Annotated in this window: 33 protein-coding genes and 1 pseudogene; 12 read left to right on the top strand and 22 right to left on the bottom strand. The window is 72.3% G+C overall.

Features of this window, described 5'->3' with window-relative positions; all coding sequences use genetic code 11:
- Positions 1–6: 6 nt before the first annotated feature.
- From IH45_RS0110910 to IH45_RS0110965, 13 genes are all read right to left on the bottom strand, one after another.
- A complete protein-coding gene (locus tag IH45_RS0110910; protein WP_030665210.1) occupies positions 7–765 on the bottom strand; it encodes a sirohydrochlorin chelatase in 759 nt (252 codons plus the stop codon).
- A 3-nt stretch (positions 766–768) separates the two neighbouring features.
- Positions 769–1,728, bottom strand: coding sequence for an ABC transporter permease (locus tag IH45_RS0110915; protein ID WP_030665213.1), 960 nt, complete (start codon positions 1,726–1,728; stop codon positions 769–771).
- Positions 1,715–2,557 (bottom strand): ABC transporter ATP-binding protein, encoded by an 843-nt coding sequence (locus IH45_RS0110920; protein ID WP_030665216.1) that lies wholly within the window; start codon positions 2,555–2,557, stop codon positions 1,715–1,717. Before IH45_RS0110920 ends, IH45_RS0110915 begins: the two co-directional genes overlap by 14 nt.
- A gap of 32 nt (positions 2,558–2,589) precedes the next feature.
- Complete coding sequence (locus tag IH45_RS0110925; protein ID WP_030665219.1) at positions 2,590–3,696, bottom strand: ABC transporter substrate-binding protein; 1,107 nt, start codon at positions 3,694–3,696, stop codon at positions 2,590–2,592.
- A 93-nt stretch (positions 3,697–3,789) separates the two neighbouring features.
- The gene (locus IH45_RS1000000146365) at positions 3,790–3,927 is read right to left on the bottom strand and encodes a hypothetical protein (RefSeq protein ID WP_078897437.1); all 138 of its coding nucleotides are present in this window, start codon (positions 3,925–3,927) and stop codon (positions 3,790–3,792) included.
- Position 3,928: 1 nt separating this feature from the next.
- On the bottom strand, positions 3,929–5,287 hold the full coding sequence (locus tag IH45_RS0110935) for a sulfate adenylyltransferase subunit 1 (protein ID WP_030665226.1): 1,359 nt from the start codon (positions 5,285–5,287) through the stop codon (positions 3,929–3,931).
- Positions 5,288–5,289: 2 nt separating this feature from the next.
- On the bottom strand, positions 5,290–6,243 hold the full coding sequence (gene cysD / locus IH45_RS0110940) for a sulfate adenylyltransferase subunit CysD (protein ID WP_030665229.1): 954 nt from the start codon (positions 6,241–6,243) through the stop codon (positions 5,290–5,292).
- Positions 6,240–6,773 (bottom strand): adenylyl-sulfate kinase, encoded by a 534-nt coding sequence (cysC, locus tag IH45_RS0110945; RefSeq protein WP_030665232.1) that lies wholly within the window; start codon positions 6,771–6,773, stop codon positions 6,240–6,242. Before cysC ends, cysD begins: the two co-directional genes overlap by 4 nt.
- A gap of 68 nt (positions 6,774–6,841) precedes the next feature.
- Positions 6,842–7,549 (bottom strand): phosphoadenylyl-sulfate reductase, encoded by a 708-nt coding sequence (locus IH45_RS0110950; protein WP_030665236.1) that lies wholly within the window; start codon positions 7,547–7,549, stop codon positions 6,842–6,844.
- Positions 7,546–7,743: a hypothetical protein gene (locus IH45_RS0110955; protein WP_030665238.1), complete on the bottom strand. Its 198-nt coding sequence runs from the start codon at positions 7,741–7,743 to the stop codon at positions 7,546–7,548. Before IH45_RS0110955 ends, IH45_RS0110950 begins: the two co-directional genes overlap by 4 nt.
- On the bottom strand, positions 7,740–9,437 hold the full coding sequence (locus tag IH45_RS0110960; protein WP_030665241.1) for a nitrite/sulfite reductase: 1,698 nt from the start codon (positions 9,435–9,437) through the stop codon (positions 7,740–7,742). The genes IH45_RS0110955 and IH45_RS0110960 overlap by 4 nt, the downstream gene beginning before the upstream one ends.
- A 193-nt stretch (positions 9,438–9,630) precedes the next feature.
- Positions 9,631–9,714 (bottom strand): putative leader peptide, encoded by an 84-nt coding sequence (locus tag IH45_RS1000000150775; RefSeq protein ID WP_312024626.1) that lies wholly within the window; start codon positions 9,712–9,714, stop codon positions 9,631–9,633.
- Positions 9,715–9,875: 161 nt separating this feature from the next.
- A complete protein-coding gene (locus tag IH45_RS0110965) occupies positions 9,876–10,442 on the bottom strand; it encodes a GNAT family N-acetyltransferase (protein WP_030665245.1) in 567 nt (188 codons plus the stop codon).
- Between the two features lie 31 nt (positions 10,443–10,473).
- On the opposite strand from IH45_RS0110965, the gene IH45_RS0110970 reads away from it, so the two are divergent.
- A complete protein-coding gene (locus IH45_RS0110970) occupies positions 10,474–10,764 on the top strand; it encodes a hypothetical protein (RefSeq protein WP_030665249.1) in 291 nt (96 codons plus the stop codon).
- On the opposite strand, the gene IH45_RS0110975 is transcribed toward IH45_RS0110970, so the two are convergent.
- From IH45_RS0110975 to IH45_RS0110985, 3 genes are all read right to left on the bottom strand, one after another.
- Positions 10,707–11,558, bottom strand: a complete 852-nt coding sequence (locus IH45_RS0110975; RefSeq protein ID WP_030665250.1) for an LLM class flavin-dependent oxidoreductase — start codon at positions 11,556–11,558, stop codon at positions 10,707–10,709. The two genes, IH45_RS0110970 and IH45_RS0110975, sit on opposite strands and share 58 nt — an antisense overlap.
- Before the next feature lie 331 nt (positions 11,559–11,889).
- Positions 11,890–13,170, bottom strand: coding sequence for a GAF domain-containing protein (locus IH45_RS0110980; protein ID WP_030665253.1), 1,281 nt, complete (start codon positions 13,168–13,170; stop codon positions 11,890–11,892).
- A gap of 519 nt (positions 13,171–13,689) precedes the next feature.
- Positions 13,690–15,372, bottom strand: coding sequence for an acyl-CoA dehydrogenase family protein (locus IH45_RS0110985; RefSeq protein ID WP_030665256.1), 1,683 nt, complete (start codon positions 15,370–15,372; stop codon positions 13,690–13,692).
- A gap of 18 nt (positions 15,373–15,390) precedes the next feature.
- Between IH45_RS0110985 and IH45_RS0110990 the strand changes: the two genes are divergently transcribed.
- Entirely contained in the window at positions 15,391–16,569 is a 1,179-nt protein-coding gene (locus IH45_RS0110990; RefSeq protein ID WP_032917156.1) for a YihY/virulence factor BrkB family protein, read from the top strand.
- 46 nt (positions 16,570–16,615) lie between these two features.
- Here IH45_RS0110990 and IH45_RS0110995 read toward each other — a convergent pair whose 3' ends face one another.
- Both IH45_RS0110995 and IH45_RS0111000 read right to left on the bottom strand, forming a co-directional pair.
- Entirely contained in the window at positions 16,616–16,846 is a 231-nt protein-coding gene (locus IH45_RS0110995; RefSeq protein WP_030665262.1) for a DUF7848 domain-containing protein, read from the bottom strand.
- The gene (locus IH45_RS0111000) at positions 16,843–17,040 is read right to left on the bottom strand and encodes a hypothetical protein (RefSeq protein WP_030665265.1); all 198 of its coding nucleotides are present in this window, start codon (positions 17,038–17,040) and stop codon (positions 16,843–16,845) included. Before IH45_RS0111000 ends, IH45_RS0110995 begins: the two co-directional genes overlap by 4 nt.
- A 109-nt stretch (positions 17,041–17,149) precedes the next feature.
- On the opposite strand from IH45_RS0111000, the gene IH45_RS01000000143455 reads away from it, so the two are divergent.
- On the top strand, positions 17,150–17,905 hold the full coding sequence (locus IH45_RS01000000143455) for a hypothetical protein (protein ID WP_030665267.1): 756 nt from the start codon (positions 17,150–17,152) through the stop codon (positions 17,903–17,905).
- Positions 17,906–17,918: 13 nt separating this feature from the next.
- Here IH45_RS01000000143455 and IH45_RS0111010 read toward each other — a convergent pair whose 3' ends face one another.
- Positions 17,919–18,263, bottom strand: coding sequence for an ArsR/SmtB family transcription factor (locus IH45_RS0111010; RefSeq protein ID WP_032917158.1), 345 nt, complete (start codon positions 18,261–18,263; stop codon positions 17,919–17,921).
- Between the two features lie 85 nt (positions 18,264–18,348).
- On the opposite strand from IH45_RS0111010, the gene IH45_RS0111015 reads away from it, so the two are divergent.
- From IH45_RS0111015 to IH45_RS0111035, 5 genes are all read left to right on the top strand, one after another.
- Entirely contained in the window at positions 18,349–19,632 is a 1,284-nt protein-coding gene (locus tag IH45_RS0111015; protein ID WP_050514719.1) for an MFS transporter, read from the top strand.
- A gap of 109 nt (positions 19,633–19,741) precedes the next feature.
- Entirely contained in the window at positions 19,742–20,194 is a 453-nt protein-coding gene (locus IH45_RS0111020) for a hypothetical protein (protein ID WP_030665273.1), read from the top strand.
- A 115-nt stretch (positions 20,195–20,309) separates the two neighbouring features.
- Positions 20,310–21,653: an MFS transporter gene (locus IH45_RS0111025; RefSeq protein ID WP_050514720.1), complete on the top strand. Its 1,344-nt coding sequence runs from the start codon at positions 20,310–20,312 to the stop codon at positions 21,651–21,653.
- 173 nt (positions 21,654–21,826) lie between these two features.
- Complete coding sequence (locus tag IH45_RS0111030; protein WP_030665277.1) at positions 21,827–22,528, top strand: restriction endonuclease; 702 nt, start codon at positions 21,827–21,829, stop codon at positions 22,526–22,528.
- Positions 22,528–22,683, top strand: coding sequence for a hypothetical protein (locus tag IH45_RS0111035; protein ID WP_158813006.1), 156 nt, complete (start codon positions 22,528–22,530; stop codon positions 22,681–22,683). The genes IH45_RS0111030 and IH45_RS0111035 overlap by 1 nt, the downstream gene beginning before the upstream one ends.
- Positions 22,684–22,744: 61 nt before the next feature.
- On the opposite strand, the gene IH45_RS0111040 is transcribed toward IH45_RS0111035, so the two are convergent.
- Both IH45_RS0111040 and IH45_RS1000000146370 read right to left on the bottom strand, forming a co-directional pair.
- On the bottom strand, positions 22,745–23,329 hold the full coding sequence (locus IH45_RS0111040) for a short chain dehydrogenase (RefSeq protein WP_030665281.1): 585 nt from the start codon (positions 23,327–23,329) through the stop codon (positions 22,745–22,747).
- Positions 23,330–23,440: 111 nt separating this feature from the next.
- Positions 23,441–23,791 (bottom strand): DUF7848 domain-containing protein, encoded by a 351-nt coding sequence (locus IH45_RS1000000146370; protein WP_234440499.1) that lies wholly within the window; start codon positions 23,789–23,791, stop codon positions 23,441–23,443.
- Positions 23,792–24,176: 385 nt separating this feature from the next.
- Between IH45_RS1000000146370 and IH45_RS0111050 the strand changes: the two genes are divergently transcribed.
- The 4 genes and pseudogenes from IH45_RS0111050 to IH45_RS0111065 all read left to right on the top strand — a co-directional run bounded on the left by IH45_RS0111050 (position 24,177) and on the right by IH45_RS0111065 (position 25,736).
- On the top strand, positions 24,177–25,013 hold the full coding sequence (locus IH45_RS0111050; protein WP_030665285.1) for a helix-turn-helix domain-containing protein: 837 nt from the start codon (positions 24,177–24,179) through the stop codon (positions 25,011–25,013).
- On the top strand, positions 25,010–25,210 hold the full coding sequence (locus tag IH45_RS0111055; protein WP_030665287.1) for a DUF397 domain-containing protein: 201 nt from the start codon (positions 25,010–25,012) through the stop codon (positions 25,208–25,210). Before IH45_RS0111050 ends, IH45_RS0111055 begins: the two co-directional genes overlap by 4 nt.
- 92 nt (positions 25,211–25,302) lie before the next feature.
- Positions 25,303–25,539, top strand: a pseudogene (locus IH45_RS0111060) (Scr1 family TA system antitoxin-like transcriptional regulator); the annotation flags it as partial.
- Complete coding sequence (locus IH45_RS0111065; protein WP_030665291.1) at positions 25,536–25,736, top strand: DUF397 domain-containing protein; 201 nt, start codon at positions 25,536–25,538, stop codon at positions 25,734–25,736. The pseudogene IH45_RS0111060 and the gene IH45_RS0111065, both read left to right, overlap by 4 nt.
- A gap of 68 nt (positions 25,737–25,804) precedes the next feature.
- Here IH45_RS0111065 and IH45_RS0111070 read toward each other — a convergent pair.
- A partial coding sequence (locus IH45_RS0111070) for an IclR family transcriptional regulator domain-containing protein (protein ID WP_030665294.1) occupies positions 25,805–26,656 on the bottom strand: 852 nt, incomplete at its 5' end.

Consider the following 26,656-nt stretch of genomic DNA (forward strand, 5'->3'; position numbering starts at 1 on the left):
CGGGCGTCAGGCGACCAGCGCCGGTACCTCCCGGCACAGCGCCTCCTCGTACCGCCGTACCAGCAGCCCCGCCACCTCCGGCGCCGGTCCCAGGACATCGGCGAGGACATCCGCCCCCGCCTCCTCGGCCCCGCGGGCGATGCGGTCCGGGAGGAAGCCGGGGGCGATGACGTACGGGGCCACGGCGACGCGTTCGGCGCCGTCGGCCCGCAGGGCCCGCACGGCGTCCGCCGTGCGGGGGAGGGAGGCGGAGGCGAACGCAGGCCGCACGGCGCACCAACCGGTGGTGCGCCGCCACTCCCGCGCGATTTCAGCGATCACTGCGATCGCCTCCGGGTCGGAGGAGCCCGCCGAGGCCAGGACGACCCCGGTCGAGCGCCGGTCGCCGGGCCGCAGCCCGGCCTCGTACAGCCGCCGCTCCAGGGCGGCCGTCAGCAGCGGCGACGGCCCGAGCACGCCGGCCTGGTGGACGGTCAGTCCGGGGAGCCGCGCACCGGCCTCCCGCAGTACGGCCGGGATGTCCGTCTTGGCGTGGAAGGCGCGGGTCAGCAGCAGCGGCAGGGCCACCACCTCCCGTACGCCGTCCGCCGCCAGCCGCTCCAGCGCCCGGGGCACGCCCGGCGCGTTGAAGTCGAGGAAGGCGACCTCGACGCGCAGGCCGGGGCGCAGCGCCCGCACCCGCGCGCACAGCGCGGTGACGGTCGCCGCGTGCCGCGGGTCGCGGCTGCCGTGGGCGATGACGAGGAGGGCCGGTCGTACGGTCATGGGTCAGCTCTTCACCAGCAGGCCGCGGCTGCGCAGCACCCGCCGCTCGATCGGCGCGAAGATCAGCAGCTCGATGCCGATGCCGACGACGAGGATGAGGAGGATGGCGGAGAGCACCCAGGACATGTCCTGGAGTTCGCGGCCCTGTTCGAGGAGCTGGCCGAGGCCGGTGCCCAGGTCGGCGGCGTTGACGATGAGTTCGGCGGCCATCAGGGAGCGCCAGGAGAAGGCCCAGCCCTGCTTGAGGCCGGCGAGGTAGCCGGGCAGCGCGGCGGGCAGCAGGACGTGCCGGACGCCGGTCAGCCCGCGGGCGCCGATCGTGCGGCCGGCGCGCAGGTAGAGCGGCGAGATCTGGTCGACGCCGGCGACCAGGCCGTTGGCGATCGAGGGGACCGCGCCGAGCAGCACCACCGCGTAGATGGTGGCGTCGCTCAGGCCGAACCAGATGATGGCGGCGGGCACCCAGGCCACCGAGGGCAGCGACTGCAGGCCGCTGAGGATCGGCCCGATCGCGGCCCGTACCGGCTTGACCCGGGCGACGATCAGGCCCAGCGGCGTACCGATCACCACCGAGGCCAGGAAGCCGAGGGCGCCGCGCGACACGCTGGTCCACACGTAGTCGAGCAGCGTGCCCTCCAGCCACTTGTCCTGGAGCGAGCGGGCCACGTCGACCGGGCTGGGCAGCAGGTAGTGGTCCTTCAGCTCGAAGTGGTAGGCGAGCTGCCACAGGCCCAGGACGAGGGCGACCGCGACGACCGGCGGCACCGCCTTGGCGCCGAGCCTGCGCAGCCAGGGCTGCCGGTCGGTGACGGTGGTGTCGAGGGCGTCCAGACCGGCTTCCAGCCCGGCCAGGTCGGCGGGGCCGCCGGGGCCGCCGGGCTCGGCGGTGGCCGGTGACGCGGCGGCCACCGGCTCGTCGGCTGCGGCGGCCCCGGCGGCCGTCCCGGTCTCAGTGCTGGCCATGGCGGCGGATCTCCCCACGGAGCTGTTCGGTGATCTCTACGGAAAGGTCGGCGACCGCCGCGTCCTCGATGCGCCGCGGCTGCGGGATGTCCACGGTCCACTCGCGGGCGATCCGGCCGGGCCGGGAGGACAGCAGCACCACCCGCTCGGCGAGCCGCACCGCCTCCCGGACGTTGTGGGTGACGAACAGGACGGACAGGCCGCCGCTGCCGGCGGTGCCGTCGTTGGACTCCTGCCAGATGCGGGTCAGTTCGTCGTGCAGGACGTCGCGGGTGATGGCGTCGAGGGCCGCGAACGGCTCGTCCATCAGGAGCAGCCGGCTGTCCTGCGCCAGGGCGCGGGCCATCGCCACCCGCTGCCGCATACCGCCGGACAGCTCGTGCACGCGCTTGCCGTACGCGCCCTTGAGCCGTACGAGTTCGAGCAGCCGCTCGGCCTCGGCACGCCGCTCCGCGCGCGGCACCCCGCGCAGGCGCAGCGCCAGTTCGATGTTGCGGCCCGCGGTGAGCCACGGGAACAGCGCGTGCTCCTGGAACATCAGGGCCGGGCGGCCGCCGGGCGTCTCGATGCTCCCCGCGGACGGGCTGTCGAGCCCGGCGACGAGGTTGAGCAGCGTCGACTTGCCGCAGCCCGACGCCCCCAGCAGACAGACGAACTCGCCCGGCGCGACATCGATGCTGATGTCGTCCAGCACGTGCTGCTGCGCGCCGGGGCGGCCGAACGACTTCGAGACATGGTCGATGCGAGCGGCGTGGGAAGCGTTGGTGCCGTCCGCGTCCGCCGTGGCGGACGGCCGGCTGCCGGGCTGGCTGAGCGTGGTGGTCGTCATCGGTGTCACCTCCTGGGGATACGTGCGGCGGACTACTCGCCGCCGAGGCCGGCGTCGTCGACGGCCGGCTTGCCCTCGGCCTTGAGCACCTTGTTGAGCAGCGTGAGGTCGTAGATGCCCTTGAGGGACGGCTTCTTCAGCAGGCCGGCCCGCACCGCGTGGTCCGCCTCCTGCTGGAGGGTGGCGGCCAGCGGGTCGTCGGTGACGTCGGTGTTGCGGAACGCCGGGTCGATGACGTCGGGCGGCAGCGCCTTGCCGGCCGCGGCGGCCAGCTTGTCGTTGAGCGCCTGCTTGGCCTCGGCCGGGTGGGTCTTGATGTACGTGTTGGTCTTGACCGAGGCGCGCAGCACCGCCTCGACGGCCTTCGGGTGCTCCTTGAGGAACTTCTGCGAGACGATCACGTTCGTGATGACGAACTTGCCGTCCTTCCACAGCTTCTTCTCGTCCAGCAGCACCCGGCCGCCCTCGGCGACCAGCTTGGACGCGGTCGGCTCGGGCACCCACGCGGCGTCGATGCTGCCCTGCCGGAAGGCGACCGGCGTGACCTTGTTCTCGGTGCGCTGCACGGTCACGTCGCCCTTGCCGGTGGTGGCGTCGACCCGATAACCCTTCTCGGCCAGGTAGTTGAGCAGCGCCACGTCCTGGGTGTTGCCCAGCTGCGGGGTGGCGATCGTCTTGCCCTTGAGGTCGTCGAGACTTTTGATCTTCTTGGGGTCGACGACGAGCGAGACGCCGCCGGACGCCGATCCCGAAATGATCTTCAGGCTCTTGCCCTTGGACGTCGTCCAGCCGTTGATCGCGGGGGACGGGCCGATCCAGCCGATGTCGATGGCGCCGGAGTTCAGCGCCTCGATCTCGGCCGGGCCCGCGTTGAACACCGACGGCGCGAACTTGGTGCCGCCCAGCTCCTTCTGGAAGAACCCCTTCTGGTCGCCGACCAGCGCGGTGGCGTGCGTGGTGTTGGCGAAGTAGCCGACCTTGACCTGGTCGAGCCCGTCGGTTTTCGGGCCTTTGGCCGCGACCGCGCCCTGGCCGTCCTGCTTGGCGCGGGAGCCGTAGCCGCAGGCGCCGAGCGTGCCCAGCAGGAGGGGGACGGTGGCGGCGGCCGCGAGGAGGCGGAGGCGTCGTACGGCAGGCACGGGAGGGGGTCCTCTCGGAGGGCCGGGCGGCGAGCGCCTAGGGCGGGCCCGGCAGAGCGGTGGAATGCAGGGAAAGGGGCGGGCGGCGGTACGTCATCGGCGCACACATCGCCCGACGCCGCCCTGGCCGCTGCCCAGGGCGCCGCTGCCGATCCGGCCGCCCTCCTTCGCGAAGGTCGAGAAGGCGTCCGCGAAGGTCGAGAGGGAGTCCAGGGCCAGGGATCCGGTCATGTCAGAAGTCCCATTCCGCGTCGTCGTCAGCTGCGGCGGTGTGCGCCGCCGCGGCCTCGGCCGCCTCGGCGAACGCGGACCCGGCCATCCCCGCGGTCAGCGTCGTGCCGTCCGCCGGGTCGATGAGCAGGAACGATCCGGTGCGCCGGGAGTCGGCGTAGGGGTCCAGGGCCAGCGGCTCGGCGGTGCGCAGCACGAGGCGGCCGATGTCGTTGGCGGCCAGCTCGCCGGGCGCCGGGTGCTGCGAGAGGTCGTCCAGCGTCAGCCGGGACGGGATGTCCTTGACGATCGCCTTGACGGTACGGGTGGTGTGCTTGAGCAGCACCCGCTGACCCGTCTTCAGCGGCCGGTCGGCGACGTGGCAGACGGTCGCCTCGACGTCCTGCGTGGCGGCGGGCGGGGCCGCGGCCGGGGCGATCAGGTCGCCGCGCGAGATGTCCAGGTCGTCGGCGAGCCGTACGGTCACCGACTGCGGCGCCCAGGCCACGTCCACCGCCTCGCCCAGCACGTCCAGCGCCTCGATGGTGCTGCTGCGGCCGGACGGCAGCACCGTCACGGCGTCGCCGACGCGCAGCACGCCGGAGGCGATCTGACCCGCGTAGCCGCGGTAGTCGGGCAGGTCGGGGGTCTGCGGGCGGATGACGTACTGCACCGGGAAGCGGGCCGGGTCCCGGGAGGGGTCGGCCACCACCGGGACGGTCTCCAGGTGCTCCAGCACGGTCGGGCCGCCGTACCAGTCCATGTTCGTGGACGGGGTCACGACGTTGTCGCCGGCCAGCGCGGAGATCGGGATCGCGGTGATCTCCGGTACGCCCAGCGAGGCGGCGTACGTGGTGAACTCCTCGGCGATCGCCGCGAACACCGGCTCCGCGTAGTCCACCAGGTCCATCTTGTTGACGGCCAGCACGACGTGCGGCACGCGCAGCAGCGCGGCGACGGCGGCGTGCCGGCGGGTCTGCTCCACGACGCCGTTGCGGGCGTCGACCAGCACCACGGCCAGCTCGGCGGTGGAGGCGCCGGTGACCATGTTGCGGGTGTACTGCACATGGCCGGGGGTGTCGGCGAGGATGAAGCGGCGCCGGGGCGTGGCGAAGTAGCGGTAGGCGACATCGATGGTGATGCCCTGCTCGCGCTCGGCGCGCAGCCCGTCGGTCAGCAGGGCGAGGTCCGGGGCCTCCTGGCCGCGGCCCAGCGAGGCCCGCTCGACCGCTTCGAGCTGGTCGGCCAGCACCGACTTCGAGTCGTGCAGCAGCCGCCCGACCAGGGTGGACTTGCCGTCGTCCACCGAGCCGGCGGTGGCGAAGCGCAGCAGTGAGGTGGCCGTGGCGGCCACGTCCACCGGGTCGACAATCGTGCTCATGGTTAGAAATACCCCTCGCGCTTGCGGTCCTCCATGGCGGCCTCGGACAGCTTGTCGTCGGCCCGCGTCGCGCCCCGCTCGGTGAGCCGGGAGGCGGCGATCTCCGCGATGACGGCCTCGATGGTCGCCGCGTCGGAGTCGACGGCACCGGTGCAGGACATGTCACCGACGGTGCGGTAGCGCACCAGCCGCGTCTCGACGGTCTCACCGTCCTTGGGGCCGCCCCACTCGCCGGGCGCCAGCCACATGCCGGCGCGCGCGAAGACCTCGCGCTCGTGCGCGTAGTAGATGGCGGGCAGTTCGATCTTCTCGCGGGCGATGTACTGCCACACGTCCAGCTCGGTCCAGTTGGACAGCGGGAAGACGCGGACGTGCTCGCCGGGGGAGTGCCGGCCGTTGTAGAGCTGCCACAGCTCGGGGCGCTGGCGGCGCGGGTCCCAGCCGCCGAACTCGTCGCGCAGCGAGAACACCCGCTCCTTGGCGCGCGCCTTCTCCTCGTCCCGGCGCCCGCCGCCGAACACCGCGTCGAAGCGGTTGGACTCGATGGCGTGCAGCAGCGGCACGGTCTGCAGCGGGTTGCGGGTGCCGTCCGGGCGCTCGCGCAGCTCGCCGCGGTCGATGAAGTCCTGTACGGAGGCGACGTGCAGCCGCAGTCCGTGCCGGGCCACCGTACGGTCGCGGTAGTCCAGCACCTCGGGGAAGTTGTGGCCGGTGTCCACGTGCAGCAGCGCGAACGGCACCGGCGCGGGCGCGAACGCCTTCAGCGCCAGGTGCAGCATGAGGATCGAGTCCTTGCCGCCGGAGAAGAGGATCACCGGCCGCTCGAACTCGCCCCCCACCTCGCGGAAGATGTGCACCGCCTCGGACTCCAGCGCGTCCAGGTGGCTGAGCGCGTACGGGTTGTCGGCGTCGCCGGGGTTCCCGGCGCCCTCGCTCACGGCAGCGGCCGTCGTCATGCCAGTCCCCTCTCGGTGAGCAGCGCGTGCAGCGCCGCCGCCGACTCCTGCACGGTGCGGCCGTGCGCCGCGAGCCGCAGATCGGGCGACTCGGGCTCCTCGTACGGGTCGTCCACGCCGGTCAGCCCGGAGATCTCGCCGGCCGCCTGCTTCGCGTACAGGCCCTTCACGTCCCGCTCGGAGCACACCTCGACGGGCGTGGCGACGTGCACCTCCAGGTACGGCGTGCCCTCGCGCTGGTGGCGCTTGCGCACCGCCTCCCGCGAGTCCGCGTACGGCGCGATCACCGGCACCAGCGCCTTGACGCCGTTGCTCGCCAGGAGTTCGGCGACGAAGCCGATGCGCTGCACGTTGGTGTGCCGGTCCTCACGGGTGAAGCCCAGCCCCGCCGAGAGGAACTCGCGGATCTCGTCGCCGTCCAGCACCTCGACGCGGTGGCCCTCGCCCCGCAGCCGCTCCGCCAGCGCGTACGCGATCGTGGTCTTGCCGGCACTGGGCAGTCCGGTCAGCCACACCGTGGCGCCCGTCATCTTTCGCTCCTGAAGGTCCTGTATGTCGGTGGTGCCCGGCGCCCGACCGCCGGACAGCTCGGGGCCGCTCATCCGTGCAGCCCGCATTCGGTCTTGTCGCGGCCGGCCCAGCGGCCGGCCCGCGCGTCCTCGCCCGCCAGTACCCGGCGGGTGCAGGGCGCGCAGCCGACCGAGGCGTAACCGTCGGCCAGCAGCGGGTTGATCAGCACGCCGTGCTCGGCCACGTACGCGTCCACGTCGTCCTGCGTCCAGCGCGCGATCGGCGCGATCTTCACCTTGCGGCGCCGCGCGTCCCAGCCGACCACCGGGGTGTCGGCGCGGGTCGGCGACTCGTCGCGGCGCAGCCCGGTCGCCCAGGCGTCGTACCCGGCCAGGCCCTCTTCCAGCGGCTTGACCTTGCGCAGCGCGCAGCACAGGTCCGGGTCCCGGTCGTGCAGCTTCGGCCCGTACTCGGCGTCCTGCTCGGCCACCGTCTGCCGCGGGGTGAGGGTGATGACGTTGACGTCCATCACCGCCTCCACCGCGTCCCGGGTACCGATGGTCTCCGGGAAGTGGTAGCCGGTGTCGAGGAAGACCACGTCGACGCCGGGGAAGGCGCGCGCGGCCAGGTGCGCGACGACCGCGTCCTCCATGGAGGAGGTGACGCAGAAGCGCTTGCCGAAGGTCTCGGCGGCCCAGGTGAGGATCTCCAGCGGGGAGGCGTCCTCCAGGTCGCTTCCGGCCCGCTCGGCGAGTGCGGCCAGTTCGTCTTCCGTACGGTGCTGAGTCACCGTCATATCCCGCTGCCCCCTTGGTGGTTGGCGTGCTGCCGGGCCCGGGCGGCGACGCCCTCGGCCAGCAGCCCGAGGAACGAGAGCCGGAACGCGCGGCTGCACGCCCCGCATTCCCACGCACCGTGCCCTTCCTCGGAAGGGCGCAGGTCCTCGTCCCCGCAGTAGGGGCAGTGGAACGGCGTGGCCCGCTCGCTCACTTCAGCGCTCCCTCGTCCGCGCGGGCGGCCCAGGTGGCGAACCGTTCGCCCGCCTCGCGCTGCTCCTGGAAGTTGGTCAGCACCCGCTCCACGTAGTCGGGCAGCTCGGCCGCGGTGACCTTCAGGCCGCGGACCTTGCGGCCGAAGCCCGCCTGGAGGCCGAGCGCGCCGCCCAGGTGCACCTGGTAGCCCTCGACCTGGTTGCCGTCCGCGTCCAGTACCAGCTGGCCCTTGAGACCGATGTCCGCGGTCTGGATGCGGGCGCAGGCGTTCGGGCAGCCGTTGAGGTTGATGCTGATGGGCTCCTCGAAGTCCGGCATCCGGCGCTCCAGTTCGTCGATGAGCGCGGCGCCGCGGCCCTTGGTCTCGACGATGGCCAGCTTGCAGAACTCGATGCCGGTGCAGGCCATCGTGCCGCGTCGGAAGGGCGAGGGCCGGACCTGGAAGTCCAGTGCTTCCAGCCCCGCGATCAGCGGCTCGACCTGGTCCTCCGCCACATCGAGGATGATCAGCTTCTGCTCGACGGTGGTGTTCAGGCGGTCCGAGCCGTGCGCCGCGGCCAGTTCGGCGACCTTGACGAGGGTGGCGCCGTCCACCCGGCCGACGCGCGGCGCGAAGCCCACGTAGAACCGGCCGTCCTTCTGGCGGTGCACGCCGATGTGGTCGCGCCAGCGGCTGCTGGGCTCGGCGGGCGCCGGGCCGTCCAGCAGCTTCCGCCCCAGGTACTCGTCCTCCAGGACCTGCCGGAACTTCTCCGGGCCCCAGTCCGCCATCAGGAACTTCAGCCGGGCGCGGTTGCGCAGCCGCCGGTAGCCGTAGTCGCGGAAGATCCCCACGACGCCGGCCCATGCGTCGGGCACCTCCGCCAGCGGCACCCACGCGCCCAGGCGTTCGCCGAGCCGCGGGTTGGTGGACAGGCCGCCGCCCACCCACAGGTCGAAGCCGGGGCCGTGCTCGGGGTGCTCGACGCCCACGAAGGCGACGTCGTTGATCTCGTGCACCACGTCCTGCACCGGCGACCCGGAGATCGCCGTCTTGAACTTGCGCGGCAGGTTGGAGAATTCCTTGCTGCCGATGAAGCGCCGCTCGATCTCCTCGATCGCGGACGAGCCGTCGATGATCTCATCGGCCGCGATGCCGGCGACCGGTGAGCCGATGATGACGCGGGGGCAGTCGCCGCACGCCTCGGTCGTCGACAGGCCCACCGACTCCAGCTTCCGCCAGATCGCCGGGACGTCCTCGATGCGGACCCAGTGCAGCTGGATGTTCTGCCGGTCGGTGATGTCCGCGGTGCCGCGCGCGTACTCCTGGGAGACCTCGCCGATGGCCCGCAGCTGCGCGACGCTCAGCCGCCCACCGTCGATGCGAACCCGCAGCATGAAGTGCTCGTCCTCCAGCTCCTCGGGCTCCAGGACCGCGGTCTTGCCGCCGTCGATCCCGGGCTTGCGCTGGGTGTACAGGCCCCACCAGCGCATCCGGCCGCGCAGGTCGTTGGGGTCGATGGAGGCGAAACCGGTCTTCGCGTAGATCGTCTCAATACGTGTCCGCACATTGAGACCGTCGTCGTCCTTCTTGAACTGCTCGTTGCCGTTCAGCGGCGTGAAGTGACCTACGGCCCACTGCCCCTCCCCGCGGTGGCGTCCGGCCTTGCGGCGGGTCGTGGCGGGGCTGGGTCGATCGGAGGTGGCGGCCATGGCGGTACGTCCTTCTGGGCGGCTCGGTGAGGGCGGGGCAGGCAGCGGCAGCCCCGCGCTGACCTGCGAAGACGCGCCTCGTCGCGGAGTGGCGCGAGGTACTGGCGCAAGGGTGTCCGGGGCAGGTCGGATCAGGGTGCCCGCGCGTCCGCGACGGTGGGGACGGCGAAAAGGAATGACGTTGCTGAGACTGTCAGCCCGCCGGACAGATGGCGCTGGACATGCGGCCGAGGTCGACGTGCCGCCGACTCACCAAGGCAATTCCAGCTGTAGACATGACGGAAGCGTGTCATGGCGCTCTTGAGCCAGTCCACCACCATCCGGAGTGTGGACAAGACTGTCCCGTTCAGTGAGACGGAGTGACGACGGTCACGCCGTGGGAGGACGGGCCTTCGCGGCCCCGTCCTCCCCTTTTCCCGTCGGAAGCCGGGCCTCCGGTCAGGCGCCCGGCCACCGGCCCGGAGCGGGCGCCTCCGGCTCCTCGGTCACCTCGGTCGCGAACACCCGGAAGCCGCGCCGGCGGTAGTTGTCCAGCGCGTGCGGACCGTCCTGGGTGCACGTGTGCACCCACACCCGCCGCGTCTTCGCCCGCTCCGGCCACCGTTCGGCCAGGTCCCAGGCGCGCGCGGTCCCGTACGCCAGCAGGTGCCCCCCGATCCGCCGGCCGCGGAACGCCGGCAGCAGCCCGAAGTAGCTGATTTCCACGACCCCGTCGGCCTGTGCGTCCAGCTCGATGTACCCGGCCGGCGTCCCCCGCTCGTACGCCACCCACGTCTCCACGCCCGGCCGCTCCAGGAACTCCCGCCACCGCTCGGCCGACCACCCCAGCCGGTCCGTCCACGCGATGTCCCCACCCACGGACGCGTACAGGAACCGGCTGAATCCGGGCGACGCCACCTCCGCACGGACGATCTCCACCCGCTGCTCCGCCGGGGGAGCGGTGGCCGGGGCGAGGTCGCCGGGGGCGGTCTGTTCGAGGTGCCAGGTCGTTACGGTGATGGTCATGGGGGCAGCACATCACAGGCCTGGGGAGGGGATGGGGGACGGGTCATACGGCATCGACCGGGCGGACACCCTTTTCGAAAGCCCCCTGCCGGACGGAACGGGGTGGCTGTCCGGCGGTGGCGGCGGGATGGGCAACACCGGCCACCTCGCCCGCCTCGACGCCGGCCGCTCGTTGCGGTGGGTCGCCGTGATGTTCCACTCCAACCCGCTCTCGGCTGACCGGGGCCGGGCCGCGCGGACGGTCCCCGCGCGGCCCGGCCGGGATCACAGCACCGCGTCCGCGATGCGGTCCACCTGGTCCGGGTCGGTGGCCCAGCAGTAGAGCATGACCTCGTCGGCGCCGATGGACCGGAAGGCGGCCACCGCGTCGCGGAGCTGCCGTTCCGTGGTGAGCAGGCCGTTCACGACGTGGTCGGTGTACTCGAACGGGCCGTAGTACGCGCGGGCCTCGCGCCGGGCCTCGTCGAGGACGGGTTCCGGGCCGAGCGCCACGTTCACCTGGGCGACCAGCCGCGGACGGCCGGGCCGCCCCGCCTCGTCCCAGGCCGCCTCCACCTTGCGGAACAGCCCGTCCATCATCGACGCGGGCAGCGCCGCGCCGAGGAAGCCGTCGCCCCAGCGGGCCACCCGCCGGATCACGGCCGGTACGAAGCCGCCGAACAGGACCTCCGGGCCGCCGGCGCGGGCCGGGGCCGGGCCGATCGGGCCGACGTCCGCGCCGTACGGCTCACCGGCCCAGACGGACCGCAGCCGGGCCATCTGGTCGTCCAGCCGCCGGCCACGGGTGCGCTTGTCGACGCCTGCGGCCGCGTAGTCGTCCTCGCGTCCGCCCAGCCCGATGCCGAGCGTGAAGCGGGCGTCGGAGAGCAGGTCGAGGGTGGCGGCCTGCTTGGCGAGCAGCGCGGTGCGGTGCAGCGGCGCGAGCAGCACCTCGGTCTGCAGCCGGACGCGGGAGGTGGCGCCGGCGAGGGCGGCCAGGGTGATCAGCGGTTCGGGGTTGCCGTACGCCAGCCGGTCGAGCAGCGCGATGCTGCGGAACGGGGCGGCGTCGGCGCGCCGGGCCCAGGTCAGCAGGGTCGCGGGGTCGCCGATGGGCAGGCCGAGGCCGACAGACATGACAGGTCCTCCAGGAGGGCAGGGTCGATCGCGAAATGTCGTGTCGCCCGCTCGCCTGGCCGCACGCGCGCTGTGGCGTGGGTCGCTCCCGTTCTGCGACGTCCTCCTGGGGAGCTGATGTTCGAAGCGGAGTCAGGTTACCGGAGGGGCGGGGGAGGTCGCACCGTATTTACGAGGCACCGGTGTTGTTTACGAGGCGCCGGTACGGGGCGGACGGTGCGCGGCCGGGAATCTCCGGCCGCCACATGTTCGGCCCGGCCCCGCGCCACGGTGGCGAGCCACGTCCCCGTGCCGTCCCTCACCCGCCCCTCACCCGCCCTTCCTCCATCCCTCACCCGTGCCGCGCCGCCACCACCGCCGGCGCCGTCGAGTACGGCAGCAGATCCACCGGGCGCGGCGGCAGGCGCAGTTCCACGTCCACCCCGTCGGCGAAGCGGTACGGGCGGTGCGCCAGCACACTCGCGAGGTGGCGCCGCAGCCGCGACAGCTCGGCCCGTACCGTCACCGTACGGCCGCGGTCCCCGAACAGGTCCTGCGCCAGGTCGGCGGCGCTGCGCCCCTGCGGCCGGTGCGCCAGCACGAACAGCACCTCGGCGTGGCGCGGGCTCAGCTCGTGTGACCAGCTGCCCGCCGGGCCGGTGACCGTGACCGCCGGCCGGGCGTGGCCGCTGAGGTCCAGCAGCACCCGGCTGGGCCGGGGCTCGTCGCCCTGCGGCGCGCCCACGCGGATCAGCCAGCCGCCGGGCAGCGGCTCCAGCGTGCACATGCCGTAGCGCGGCAGCCACAGCGGCCCGGCCTCGGGGGACTTGGGAAGCGCGACCCGGTCCGGCGGGGCCAGCCCGGTCACCGCGGCCGTCCAGCCGTCCTTGTCCACAGCCAGCGCCTGCCCGCCGAGCCGGGCCAGTACGGGCGCGGCGCTCGCCCGCAGCCGGTCCAGCCCGCCGTGGTGCCGCTCGCGCAGCTCACCCTCCGCGAGCCGGGCCACCGCGGAGACCAGCGACAGCGTCGTGGGGTGGAAGGTGTGCGCCGGGCCGCTCACGTCCACGATGCCCAGCAGCCGCCCGTCGCGCGGGTCGTGCAGCGGCGCCGCGGCGCACGTCCACTGGTGATGGGTACGGACGAAGTGCTCGGCGGTGTGCACCAGGACGGGGCGGCGGGCCGCCAGCGCGGTCCCGATGGCGTTGGTGCCGACGACCTCCTCGGTCCAGTCCGCGCCCTTCTCGAAGCCGTGCCGGTCGGCCATCCGCCGCACCGCCGCACAGCCCTCCCGCCACAGCACCCGGCCCTCGGCGTCCGCGACGACCATGATCTGCTGGGCGGCGTCGACGGCCGGCAGCAGCCCGCTGTTGAACAGCGGCAGCAGCGACGCGAGCTGCGAGCTGTGCCGCCGGTGCTCCAGCTCCTCCACCGTCAGCGGGCGCTCCCTGCGGTCCCGGTCCGGATCGACGCCGAAGCCGAGCGCCCGGCGCCAGGACTCGCAGATCACCGCACGGGGCGCGGTGGCCCCCCGGTCACCGCAGAGCGCGGCCTCACGGACCGAGGCGAGCCGGCGCGTCGTCGCGCGTATCTCCTGGGCCGACCAGATACCCATGTCGATCGGTCTGTCGCTCACGCTGTCTCTCCGTAGTGCACTGTCCGCGGTTGCCGCCCATGGTGCCGTCACCGGGCCGGTCCGAACGGGGTATTGCGTCAATTGGTTGCAACGGGCTGCAACTGTTGTGGCGTATGACAGGGGGCGAGGAAGGTGACCGGCAGTACGGAGAGGGGGCGGCGCCACGGTGAACAGCACTCCTCGCACCGTCGTGGCCACCGCGGCGCACGGCGTCCGTACGGCCCGCGCCGCGCGTCTCGCACGGCCCCACGGTGTCCCGCACCGCACAGCCGTCCGCGTCCCGGCCGCGGCACCGGCCGCCGGATGCCGTCACCTTCCGGCGGCCGCCGCCGCGGACTTCGCCGCGGCGGCCGAGGCGCCGCGCGCACGGGCGGGAACAGGCCCTGAGGGCCGGCTCTGAGAGCCGGTCCGAGTCCGGGGAGCGGTGCCGGGTCGGCGCGGCACCGCTCCCCGCAAACGCGGTGGCGGGCCTCGGACCCCACCCCCCTCTTCAGGGAACGGGGCCCGCCACCGCACTTTTCAGCCGCCCGCCCCGTCCTCCACCACCGGCCGCGCCCGTGCCACGACGGCGCGCAGGTCGAGCGTGGGCGGCAGGGTGCCGAACGAGGCCCCGTGGTCGGTGCCCAGGCGCGAGGCGCAGAACGCGTCGGCGACCTCGGCCGGTGCGTACCGGACCAGCAGCGAACCTTGCAGCACCAGCGCCATCCGCTCCGCCAGGCGCCGGGCGCGGGCCTCGATACCCTCCAGATCGGCCAGTTCGGTGAGCAGCTCCTTGATCGCGCCGTCCAGCCGGTGGTCGGCGCCCCGTGCCGTACCGATCTCCGTCAGGAACGCGTGCAGCCCCGCCGGTTCGCGGCGCAGCGCCCGCACCACGTCCAGGGCCTGGATGTTGCCGGATCCCTCCCAGACGGAGTTCAGCGGCGACTCGCGCAGCAGCCGCGGCATGCCGGACTCCTCCACGTAGCCGTTGCCGCCCAGGCACTCCAGCGCCTCGGCGGCCACCGGGGTGCAGCGTTTGGTCACCCAGTACTTGGCCGCCGGGACCGCCATCCGCAGGAACGCGCGCTCCTGCTCGGTGTCCGCGTCGTACGCCGCCGCCAGCCGCAGCGCCAGCGCCGTCGCCGCCTCGGACTCCAGCGCCAGGTCCGCCAGGACGTTGCGCATCAGCGGCTGCTCCGCCAGCGGCCTGCCGAACGCCTGCCGGTACGCGGTGTGGTGCAGCGCCTGCGCCACCGCCTGCCGCATCACCGCCGCCGAGCCGGTCACGCAGTCCAGGCGGGTCGCCGCGACCATCTCGATGATCGTCGCGATCCCGCGCCCCTCCTCGCCGACCCGCCGGGCCCAGGTCGTGCCGTCGAACTCGACCTCGGCCGACGCGTTCGAGCGGTTGCCCAGTTTGTCCTTCAGCCGCTGGATGCGGAAGGAGTTGCGGCTGCCGTCCGGCAGCACCCGCGGCAGCAGGAAACAGGTGGGCCTGTCCCCGCCCGTGCCTCCGCCCACGCCCCCCGGCGTCCGCGCCAGCACCAGGAACGCGTCCGACATCGGCGCCGAACAGAACCACTTGTGCCCGGTCAGCACATACTCCCCATCGGCGGACAGCGGCTCGGCAACGGTCGTCGCCGCCCGTACGTCACTCCCGCCCTGCTTCTCCGTCATCGCCATCCCGGCCAGCGCACCCGGCTTCTCCGCCGCCGGCCGCAGCTCCGCCTCGTACACCCGCGAGGTCAGCAGCGGCTCCCACTCGGCGGCCAGCTCGGGCTCGGCCCGCAGCGCCGGCACGGCCGCATGCGTCATCGACAGCGGGCAGCCGTGACCCGCCTCGGCCTGCGTCCACACCAGGAACCCGGCCGTGCGCCGCACATGCCCGGCCGGCCGCGACCAGGCGTCGGTGAGCCCGGACGAGACGGCGTGCCCGAGCAGGCGGTGCCACGCCGGGTGGAAGTCCACCTCGTCCACCCGGTGGCCGTAGCGGTCGTGGGTACGCAGGACGGGTGGATTGCCGTCGGCCAGCGCACCCCAGCGCTGCGCGTGCGCCGAGCCCGCCGCGCGGCCCAGCTCGCTCAGCTCGCCCCGCACCTCCTCCCGGAGAGCGGGCGGGAGATGCCGCTCGACGCCCTCGGCGAGCGCCGTGTCGGCGGTGAAGACGTCGTACCCGACCAGCGGCGGAGGCTGGTTCGTGACCGTATGAGTGGTGGCTGCCATGGCAGCTACGGTAAGGAGGTGCAGCCAGTGAAAGAAGCAGCGCAGCGGCCGTCCGGCCGTCTGCACAGGGCCCGGGTCCTGTATCGGAACGTCTCCAAACGCCGCCTCGCCTGGCTGCTGCTGAAGGACACCGTCAACTCCTGCATGGAGTACCGCGTCACCGGGCTCGCCGCCGAGGCCGCGTTCTTCTGCCTGCTGTCGCTGCCGCCGCTGCTCCTCGGCTTCATCGGCCTGCTCGGCTACATGGAGCCCTGGATCGGCCAGGAGACCATCGACCACATCCGCGAGAACATCCTCAGCGCGTCCGACACGCTGCTCTCCAGCAAGGGCGTCAACGAGATCGCCCGGCCGCTGCTCGACGACATCTTCACCGGCCGCCGCCCGGACGTCATCTCCCTCGGCTTCGCCATCGCGCTGTGGTCCGGCTCCCGCGCCGTCAACGTCTTCGTCGACACCATCACCATCATGTACGGCCTGGACGGGCGCCGCGGCATCGTCCGCACCCGGCTGCTGGCCTTCGTGCTCTACCTGGCCGCACTGGTCGTCGGCGCGGTGGCGCTGCCGCTGATGGTGGTCGGCCCGGACACCGTCGTCAGCTGGATGCCGGCGAGCGGGACCGCCATCCGCATCCTGTACTGGCCCGTCGTCCTCATCCTCTCCGTCGCGTTCCTCACCACCCTCTACCACGTGTCCGTGCCCGTCCGCTCACCCTGGCGCGAGGACATCCCCGGCGCGGTCGTCGCCCTCGCCATGTGGGTACTGGGCAGCCTCCTGCTGCGCGTCTACCTCACCCAGACCGTCGAGGGCCCCACCATCTACGGCTCCCTGGCCGCACCGGTCGCCGTCCTCCTGTGGATCGGCGTCTCCGCCTTCGCGGTCCTGGTGGGCGCCGCCATGAACGCCGCCCTCGACCGGGTCTGGCCCTCGGTCGCCACCGCCGCGGGCCGCGCCGAAAAGGAACGCCGCGCCCGCGAGGTGGCCGCGGCCCAGCGGTCGGCGCTGGCTGCTGTGGGGCTGGGCGGCGCCGCCGCGGACGACGCCCCGGACCCGGACGACGAAGAGGACGAGGACGACGGCACCGAGGACGACGACACCCCACCCCCTGCCGAATACCCCGAACGCTGGGTCGAATTTCTGCCTCCGGTCGACATGAAGACCCGGCTGTATACGTACGCGAAGCGGCGGTGGCGGCACTGAGGAGCGGGGGAGGGGCGGCGCACCGGGTGCCGCCCCGTGCAGGCGGTTACTCGCCCCGGGTCACCCGAGCATGGTCGGACGCCACACGCCGGAAAAGGTCATGGCCGGTCCGGCCGCTGTGGCGCAGGGCCCACTGCTGGGCAGCGTCCTGGTCCTCTTGCGGGCCGGACTCGGCGTCGCATCCAGCGGCGGTGCAGAAGGACTCGTAGGAGAAGCCGCCTTCCGGTGCGTGCCGGATGGTGTGAGTCACGTACCGGTAGACGAAGCGAATGCTCACCGGTGCCCCTCCGGGTGGCGTCGCAGGTAGACGTTGCAGTCGGTCACGGTGGCCAGGTCGCCGCCGGAGCGCGCCCGCTCCCGGACGTTGACGAGTTCGGCGCAGCCTGCGCAGCCGTCGACGGGAGCGGGGTCCGTCTCCAGCGGTAGCGGCAGGACGATCGGAGCGGTGGAGTGCCGCGTCGGATTGCTCATGCCGAAGAGGGTGGAACACCCTTAAGGACGAATCCGTGCCTGCTCAGGGACAGTTGGGCCGTCGAAGCGTTACGTTCGCGAGAAGGCCCAAACGTCTCGGGGAGGGGTCTTGAACACTGCTTTGCGCTCGGCTATGACAAGTGCCGGGCTGAGCCCCCGGCGCCTTGCCGTACGCGTCGGCGTCACCGGCAAGACGGTCGAGAGATGGCTGGCCGACGCGGAACTGACACCCCATGCAAGAAACCGCGAGGACGCCTGTCGGGCGTTGGGAGTGGGTGAAGAGATGATCTGGCCGCAGGCGGTCAAGGAACGCGTCAAGAGTGGGCACGACCGGGAATTGGTGCACAGTTATCCGTACCGTTCCGCTTGTCCTTCCGACGTGTGGGGCGAGCTGATCAGGGGCGCGAGCAGGGAGCTGTTCTTCGCGGGGTACACGAATTACTTCCTGTGGTCGCAGGTGCCGGCGTTCTCCGAAACGCTGCGGCGCAAGGCCGGGGCGGGGTGCCGGGTGCGGTTTCTGATCGGTGATCCGGAGGGGGAAATCACCCAGGGGCGGGAGCGTTCGGAGAATGTGACGCTGACGGTCTCCACGCGGATTCGGACCACGCTGGAGCAGCTGGACCGTATGGGGCCGGTGGAGGGTCTGGAGGTCCGGTTCAGCGCACCAGAAGACGCCGTTTATCACGTGGGACTCTCGGTGTTCCGCTTCGACGACGACGCCTTCGTGACGCCGCACCTCGCCCGCCTGGTGGGGCACGACGCGCCGCTGCTGCATTTGCGCAAGCAGGGGGACGGCGGAATGTTCGACCGGTTCGCCGAACACGCCGAGGAGTTGTGGGGGCGGGGGAGGCACCTCCCCGAGTAGGCGAAGGTGCCGGTCACCAGCCGGCGATGATCTCGCGCCCTTGCGGGACGGCGAGGTCGAGCAGCCCGGGGAAGCGGGCGTCGAGGTCGTCCCGGCGCAGTCGGTTCAGCCGCCGGGTGCCCTCGTCGCGTTGGCGGATCACGCCGGCTTCCCGCAGGGCCTTGAAGTGGCCGCTCTGCGTGGACTTGCTGACCGGCAGCGCGAACGTCGTGCACGCCAGTTCCCCGTCGGGCCCGGCGTCGGCGAGGCGGGCGACGATCGCCAGCCGGACCGGGTCGCCGAGGGCGGCCAGCACGGTGGTGAACCGCAGATGGTCGCGGGCGGGGTGGACGAGTTCGGTCGCGGTGCGGCTGGCCATGGCTGCAGGATACCCAAGCATGTTCGGGGTTCTCGAACATCTGCTATGTTCGGCGACTCCGAACATGATGCTTGGGGAGGAACGGATGTCGCTCGATCGCCGCACCGTGGAAGCTGATGGCCGGCCACCACGCGACGCACGCCGGGCCGCCGGGTATTCCGGCTCGTCGAAAGCGGTTCCGGGCCGGCGCCCCGCGCCTGGAGGGAGATGGCGATTCTGGGGCACCGCGTACGCGCTGCTGACCCTGCTGGTCGGCACGAATCTGCCGACGCCGCTGTACCGGGGCTATGAGGCGCGCTTCGGGTTCTCGCCGCTGGTCGTCACGCTGGTCTTCGCCGCGTACGTGGCCGTGCTGATCCCCTGTCTGCTGCTCGCCGGTCCGGCCTCGGACGCGGTCGGCCATCGCTGGGTGCTGCTGCCGGCGGTGGCCGTGGCCGTACTGGGGTCGCTGGTCTTCGCCCTCGCCGACGGTACGGGCTGGCTGTTCGCCGCCCGAATGCTGCAAGGCCTCGCCGTCGGAGCGGCTTCGGGATCGCTCACCGCGGCGCTCACGGAGCTCGAACCGGACGGCAACCGCCGCAAGGCGGCGCTGGTCTCCACCGTGGCTTCCGTGGGCGGCCTGGGGCTCGGCCCCGTTCTGGCCGGTCTGCTCGCCCAGTACGCCCCGGCGCCGTACGTCCTGCCCTACGCGATCGAGATCGCCTTGCTGATACCCGCGGCGGCGGCCGTCCTCGCGCTGCCCGCGGCTCGCTCCGGCAAGCGGTGGCGTCCCCGTCGGCCGGGGATTCCGCACGCCGTGCGGGCGGTGTTCGCGACCAGCGGGACGGCCTGCTTCCTCGCGTTCGCCGTGATCGGGCTGTTCCTGACCCTCGTCCCCACCTACGTCGCCACTCTCTCGGGGAGCGGCAATCTGCTCCTGGGCGGCGCGGCCGTGGCCCTGATGCTGGCCTGCTCCGCCCTCGCCCAGCTCATCGGCTACGGCAGGCCGGCGCGAACCCTGGAGCTCGCCGGTCTCCCGCTGCTGGCCGCCGGGCTGGTGCTGCTCGCCCTCGCGGGCGGCCTCGCCTCGCTGCCACTGCTGCTCGCCGCGACCGTGCTCGGCGGCATCGGCCAGGGTCTGGTCTTCCTGGGCGGACTGACCGCGGTGAACCAGGCGGCCCCGGCCGAACGCCGGGCCGATGTGCTCTCCAGCTTCTACGTGATCGTGTACCTCGGTGTCGGCCTGCCCGTCATCGGCGTCGGCTTCCTCGCCGCGACGGCCGGCCTTCTCACTGCCGTGCAGTACTTCGCCTGCGTCGTCGCCGCGCTGTGCCTGGCGGTGCTGCTCGTCCTGGCCTTCGCCCGCGCCCGGGCGCGCCGGGTGTGCTGAATACGGGTGATCGGGGCGGTGGCGGGCCGCGAGCGGCGGCGTGCGCCCGGTGGGTTTGCTGCACAGTGCTGGCAGCGATCCGGATATCACCGCCCGTCAGGAGAACGCCGTGTACGCACTTCCCTGCTGTGCGCCGCGGCATCCGCGCCCCGGCGGCCCCGTCGCGCTGCTGATCGCTGCGCTCCTGGTCCTGGTGGGCGGCTCTTTCGGCGGTGCCTACGCTGCCGCGCCGCCCGATGACCGGCCGTCGGCCGCGGTGGCCGCCGTGCCGACCGGCAATGCGATGGTGCCGTACGACGGGACGATTCGGTGCTCCACCCCCGGCGACTGCCTTCCGGAGGCGGTGGTCCTGGCGCCGGGGCCCGATCGTCGTACGGGGGCGGGGCCCGCCTCCCCGCCGGGCGGACGCCCCGCCCTGCCCGCCACCGGCGGCGGCCCGCTGACCTCGCTGGCCGCGCTCGCGGCGGTGCTGATCATCGTGGGGGCGGCGGCCGGTGCGGTGGGGCGGGACCGGTGGAATCGGCGGCGGCGGGGCGCGGGGAGCGCACGCGCGAAGCATTGACAGGGTCCCGGGGCGGGGTGATGATCCGTGGCACTCGTTGCGTGAACCTAAGTTCACCTTGCGAACCACGCGAACAAGCGGGCCGTTCCGGCCTGGTGACCCGAGGACCGATCCCATGCCTGCGACACCGCCCCCTCCGCGCTCCCACACCCTCCGCTCCGTGGCGCCCGTACTGGCCCTGTGCTGGCTCGCCGTCTTCTTCGACGGGATGGACGTCAACGTCTACGGCGCCGTCCTGCCGCACATGCTCGACGACCCCGGGCTCGGCCTGACGCCCGGCGCGGCCGGCCGCATCGGCAGCTGGACCACCTTCGGGATGCTGCTCGGCGCGCTCGGCGCCGGCACGCTGACGGACTGGCTCGGGCGGCGGCCCGTACTGGTCGCCAGCGTGCTGATGTTCTCCGCCGGATCGGCGGTGTGCGCGGTGGCGGGGGAGCCGGCGCTCTTCGGCGGCGGACGGTTCCTGGCCGGGCTCGGGCTCGGCGGGCTGATGCCCATCTGCCTGTCGCTGGTGATGGAGTTCGCCCCGCCGCGCCGGGCCGCGCTGGCCACCGGGCTGCTCATGACCTCGTACCACGCGGGCGGCATGTTCGCGACGGGCCTCGGGCTGACGCTCGCTCCGGCGCTCGGCTGGCGCTGGGTGTTCTGGGCCGGCGTGCTGCCCGCGGTCATCGCCGCGCCCCTGCTGCTGCGACTGCTGCCGGAGTCCCCGGCCGTACTGCTCACGCGCGGCCGGGCCGCGGAGGTACATGCCGTCGCCGACCGTTACGGCATGGCGCGCCCGGTCGCGGCCGACGCACCGTCCGCCGGCGCGAAGGGACGCCTCGGCGCGGTCCTCGGCCTGTTCGGCCCCGGCACACGCCGGGCGACGCCCCTCCTGTGGGCCGCCTCCTTCTGCGGCCTGATGCTCGTCTACGGGATCAGTACGTGGCTGCCGCAGATGATGCGCGCCTCGGGCTACGGCCTCACGTCCTCGGTCAGCTTCCTGATGGTCATCAACGCGGGCGGCATCGTCGGCATGCTGGTGGCCGGCCGCACCGCCGACCGCTTCGGCCCGGTCCGCGTCTCGGCCGTCTGGTTCCTGCTCACCGCCGCCGGAGCGCTGCTGCTGAGCGCGCGGCTGCCGCTCGGGCTGACGTACGCGGTCGTGGCGGTCACCGGCGTCTGGCTGTTCAGCGCGCAGGCCATGGTGTACGCGGCGGCCGACCGTGTGTACCCGCCCGCCGGCCGCGCGACCGGTCTCGGCTGGGTCACCGGCATCGGCCGTACGGGCGCGGTCGCCGGCCCCTGGCTCGGCGGGACACTGGCCGCGAGCGGTGATGACCGCCTCGGATTCGTCGTGTTCGCGCTGGCCGGGCTCGTCGGCGCGGTGAGCGTCGCGCTGGTGCCGGTGGCCCGCCGCGGTGCCGGGCGCGGCGTGGGCCGGGCCCGGGCGGAGGCGGCGGCGACCCAAGGATGATCATGGATCGGGTTCCGTGGGGCAGGAGGTGATCAGCGCAGCCGTATCCGTCCCGCGGAAGTGAAGGAGCACCGCCTGTGGCCGCACCATGGAGAGTTGACGGCGCCTCACCCGGCCCCGGTGCCCGTTCCGGTGCCCGCGCCGGTTCCACCACCGGTTCCCGTACGTACCCGATGCGGCGGACGCTGTTCGTGCTGGCCGTGGTCGGTGTCCTGCTCTGCGGCGGATATCTCGCCGTACGGGAAACGGCCCGATGGGCGGTGGCGCACCCGGGCCCGGCCCTCGGCGTGGGCGCCGTCGTCCTCCCGCTCCTCCTGGCGCTGGCCGTGGTGGCGGTCCGCGGCATGCCGCGGCTGCGCGAGTTGCGGCGGGCGGCGCGGGCGGGGAAGGCCGAGGCGGAGGCGCAGGTGGCGGCGATGGCGGCGGCCGCCCCGGCCCCGGAGGCCGACGAGGTGACCGTGGCCGTGGCGGCCGACGCGGCGCCCTGGCGCGTCGAGGACTTCCTCGCTCTCGACGCGGACGGCTTCGAGCAGGCGATAGCCCGCCTCTGCGAACGGGACGGCTGCCGGGACGTCCAGGTGGTCGGTGGCGCGGGGGACCTCGGCGCGGATGTGCTGGCCACCGCGTCCGACGGCCGGCGGATCATCATCCAGTGCAAGCGGTACGGCGAGACGCACAAGGTCGGCTCCCAGGACGTACAGCGTTTCGGCGGCACCTGCTTCACGGTGCACGAGGCCGAGGTCGCCGCCGTCGTCACCACGAGCACCTTCACCGAACCGGCCGCCGACTACGCCGCCACCTGCGGCATCCGCTGCTTCGACGGCGAGCGGCTGGTGGCATGGTCGAACGGCGCCGGGCCGGCGCCCTGGGGGTGATGGCGCGCATCCGCGGCTTTCGCCGCACCGTGCTCGGCCGCGAGGCCGACGGCACTGCGGAGATCGGGCCGCACTCCGGAGATCAGGAGCTGGAGGCCGAGCTCGCCGAGGCGGAGGAGGCCTCGGAGCCGCCCCCACCGGCCTGCGCAGAATGATCCGTGCTGCGGTCCCGCCTTGACGGTCCGCCTCCCTCGCGGGCGGCGGACCGGTCTCCGGTTACGGGCGTATGGTCAGGCCCTGGGCGCTGCCTTCCACGGCCTCTGCATACGCGCGGGCCACCTCCGAGACGGGAGTGCCGTCGGTCGAGTCCATGCCCAGGCTTTCCAGGGTCTCCTTGATCCACCCCGGGCTGATGAGATTGATACGCAGATTCCGCGGCAACTCACCGGCCGCGTTGCGGACGAAGCCCTCCAGGCCGGCATTGATAAGGGCCCCCAGCGACCCACCGGCCAGCGGAGCGGAGAAGGTGCCTCCGGTCAGCGTGACGGAGCCGCCGTCCCGGAGGTGATGCACGGCTCGTCGGGCCAGGGCAACCTGTCCCAGAAGCTTGCCTTGCACTCCCGCAGAGAACGCGTCATCCGTCACCGACGCCAAGTCCACCAGTGGACCGTTGGCAGCACAGCACACCACCGCGTCAAGGTCCGGCACCTCGTCGAAGAGCGCATCCATAGAGGAAGGATCTTCCAGATCCACCGTCACCGGGCCTCTGCGCGAAGCCTCCACGACCTGATGAGCAGCCTCCAGCGCGCGAACGACAGCACTGCCGACCGTTCCGGTCGCCCCGATCACAAGTACCTTCATGCCATCGATCATGTCAGTGGTGGCACCCCGCGAGCGGCACCATCCAAGCCTCGCGCAGCGGAACTACCTGCGGTATCGGAGGCGCAGCAGCCACTACCGGACCGTCGGCTCTCACCTCGGCCCTCCGGCGCCCTTCGAGAAGGCGTTGACGGGCTCTTCCATGAGCTTCACGAACTTCGTGTGGCCCTTCTCGCCCGCGTGGGCGCGAATCCACGCGTTCGCCTGCATGGGATTGTCCCAACAGGCGGAACGCGCGCCGCACATCGCGCCGTCGTCCTGTTCGGTGATGCACTCGACGGAGTGCTTCCGGATGCCGGTGATCTGGACTTCCATGGAGGTCGGCGCGGGGGCGGGGGCGGGAGTTGCCATGGTCGCACCTTCGGGCCGGGAGAGGTCGCGGGCGGTCTCGTTGCCGCCACTGGTGCGCATGAGGAGCATGCCGTCGTGCCCGCTTGAGCGCATGAGCCGGGTGAGGGTTACCCGGCTGGGGCTGGAACTCGGGATGGGATTCGGGTTGTTCACTTGGGGTCACCGTTCCTGAGGTGTCGGAAGACGCGACGGCAGGCGCGTACTGGGCCGTGTCTTCGGTGGTCTTCGGACGTTTGGCAGAGAGGGTGTACGGCCGGACCAATACGCCGTTCAGCCGCGGCAGTTCCGGCGGACGGGTCACGTGTTGAGCGTCGCGTGCTGGTCAGCGTCATATCGGGGTGGCGGGGGGCGGATGTGAGTGGTCCTGGGGCAGGCCCGCCCCTCTTCGTAGCGGTTGCACTACCGGGCAGCATCAGCGTGGCCCAATGCCGAGCACCCTTCAACCTGTCAATTCGGCATGGAAGGTCGGTGATCGCCCTTGAATCGCAAGGAGTTGGAGCCGGAGAGTAGCCCCCAAGCCGCCTTCGGGGCGCGTCTACGCGGTGCGCGAGAGGCGCGCGGCTGGACACAGGACAGCCTGGCCGAGCGCATGGGGTACTCCAGCGTGCACATTTCGGCGGTCGAAACTGGTCGCAAACCTTCGACCCTGCGCTTTTCGCGCAGTGCGGACAGGGCGTTCGGACTTGAGGGCAAGGCGGACACGTTCGAAAGCGAGTTCCGCGAGGTGCGGCACGGGAGCCTGTTGGAAGGGTTCCCGGAGTACGTCGCGTATGAGGGGCGGGCGGTTGAGGTACGGCTCTACGAGGTGGGTGTCATCCCGGGTTTGCTTCAAACGGCGGAGTACGCAGCAACGCTGGAGGCGGATGCCGTACGGCGAGAAATGACTACGGCCGAACAGGCCCAGGAACGGGTGGCACTTGTGTCTCGCAGGCAAGGCGCGTTGGTCCGCACCCCGTCCCCTCTGCTCCATGCGGTCCTCGACGAGAGCTGCGTCCGTCGGCCGATGGGGGACGCCGCGGTCATGGATGACCAGTTCGCCCGTCTGCTGAAGTTCGCGGAGATGCCGAACACGGTCCTCCAGGTCGCCCCCTTCAGCATGGGTGCACGACGGCCGTTCAGCCTGCCCGTAACCGTGTTGACCATGGCCGACCGCTCGATCATGTCCTATGCCGAGTCGGCGCAGCGGGGGCATCTGGAACGCGATGGCGCGTCAGTCACGCTCATACTGAAGGCATACCATCAGCTGCAGGCCGAAGCGCTCTCCCAGGCTGCGTCCACGGCCATGCTCGAAGAGCTTCGAAAGGGCTTCCAGTGACGACCGAATCCCCCCGATGGGTCAAGTCTTCGTACAGCGGTAACGGCGGCCAGTGCATAGAGGTCGCCACCAACCTCGTCGCCTCTCGCGGCTTGGTCCCCGTTCGTGACAGCAAGGACCCGAACGGCCCGGTCCTGACGCTGCACCCCGCCGCCTTCGCCGGGCTGGTCGAGTTCGCCCGGCGGGCAGCCGTCTGATGCAACCCGTCTGAACGGCCCACAAGCCCCGCCACTCCTGTACCGGAGCGGCGGGGCTCCCTCATGTCCTAGGCGAGCGGCACCCGCTGTAGCAGGTGGCGCCGTACGAGGTGGGGGAGCACCGCACGTTTGACGTGCCCGTCAACATCTTGACGCGGCAGGACCGTTACTTGATCTGCTACGCCGAATCGCAGGTGCAAGGAAACCTGGACCGGGAGAGTACCTCCGTGGTGCCCGTGCTGACGGCATACCATCAGGTGCAGGCCGAAGCGCTCTCCCAGGCTGCGTCCACGGCCATGCTCGAAGAGCTTCGAAAGGGCTTCCAGTGACGACCGAATTCCCCCGTTGGGTCAAGTCTTCATACAGCAACAACGGCGGCGACTGCATAGAGGTCGCCACCAACCTCGTCGCCTCTCGCGGCCTGGTCCCCGTTCGTGACAGCAAGGACCCGAACGGCCCGGTCCTGACGCTGCACCCCACCGCCTTCGCCGGGCTGGTTGAGTTCGCCCGGCGGGCAGCCGTCTGATGCAACCCGTCTGAACGGCCCACAAGCCCCGCCACTCCGGTACCGGAGCGGCGGGGCTCCCTCATGTCCTAGGCAAGGGGCACCCGCAGGTACCGCCCCGCCGTCCGCAGATCCGCCTCAATACGCGCCGCGGCTGCCCGCAGCGGGGGCAGGAAGGCGTCGCGGTCCTCGGTGGGGGAGCGGCGGCCCGCGTGGGTGGAGATGTTGACGGCGGCGACGACGCGGGCGTCGCGGTCGCGGACGGGGACGGCGATCGAGCGCAGGCCCTCCTCCAACTCCTCGTCCACCAGGGCGTAACCGTCCTCGCCGGCCTGCTCCAGCAGGGCCGTGAGGCGTTCGGGGGAGGTGACCGTGTGCTGGGTGAGCGGGGTGAGGACGGCGCGGGCGAGGTGTGCCGTGCGTTCGGCCGGTGGCAGGCCCGCGAGCAGGACCCGGCCCATGGAGGTCGGGTAGGCCGGGAAGCGGGTGCCCACGGTGATGTTGACGCTCATGATCCGTACGGTGGGGACCCGCGCCACGTACTGGATGTCCGTACCGGACAGCACCGCCATCGAAGCGGAGTCGTGCACCTGCTCCACCAGTGTCGCCAGGTGGGGCTGGGCGATCTCGGGCAGTGTGAGGCCCGACAGCGGGGCGAAGCCCAGGTCGAGCACCTTCGGCGTGGGGCGGAAGAGGCGCCCGTCCGTGGTGAGGTAGCCGAGGTGTTCCAGGGTGATCAGGGCGCGCCGGGCGGTGGCCCGGGCGAGCCCGGTGGCCTCGGCCACGGCGGTCAGCGGCAGTTCGGCGCGGCCGGTGCCGAACGCGGTGAGCGTGAGCAGGCCGCGGGCCAGTGACTCCACGAACTCCGGGCCCAGCTCCTGTTTGGAGGCGCGCATCCAGGAGGCGTGCCGGGTGGTGGAGGCGGCGGGGGAGGGCAGGGG

This window comes from Streptomyces rimosus subsp. rimosus (assembly GCF_000720725.1).
Classification (GTDB): domain Bacteria; phylum Actinomycetota; class Actinomycetes; order Streptomycetales; family Streptomycetaceae; genus Streptomyces; species Streptomyces rimosus_A.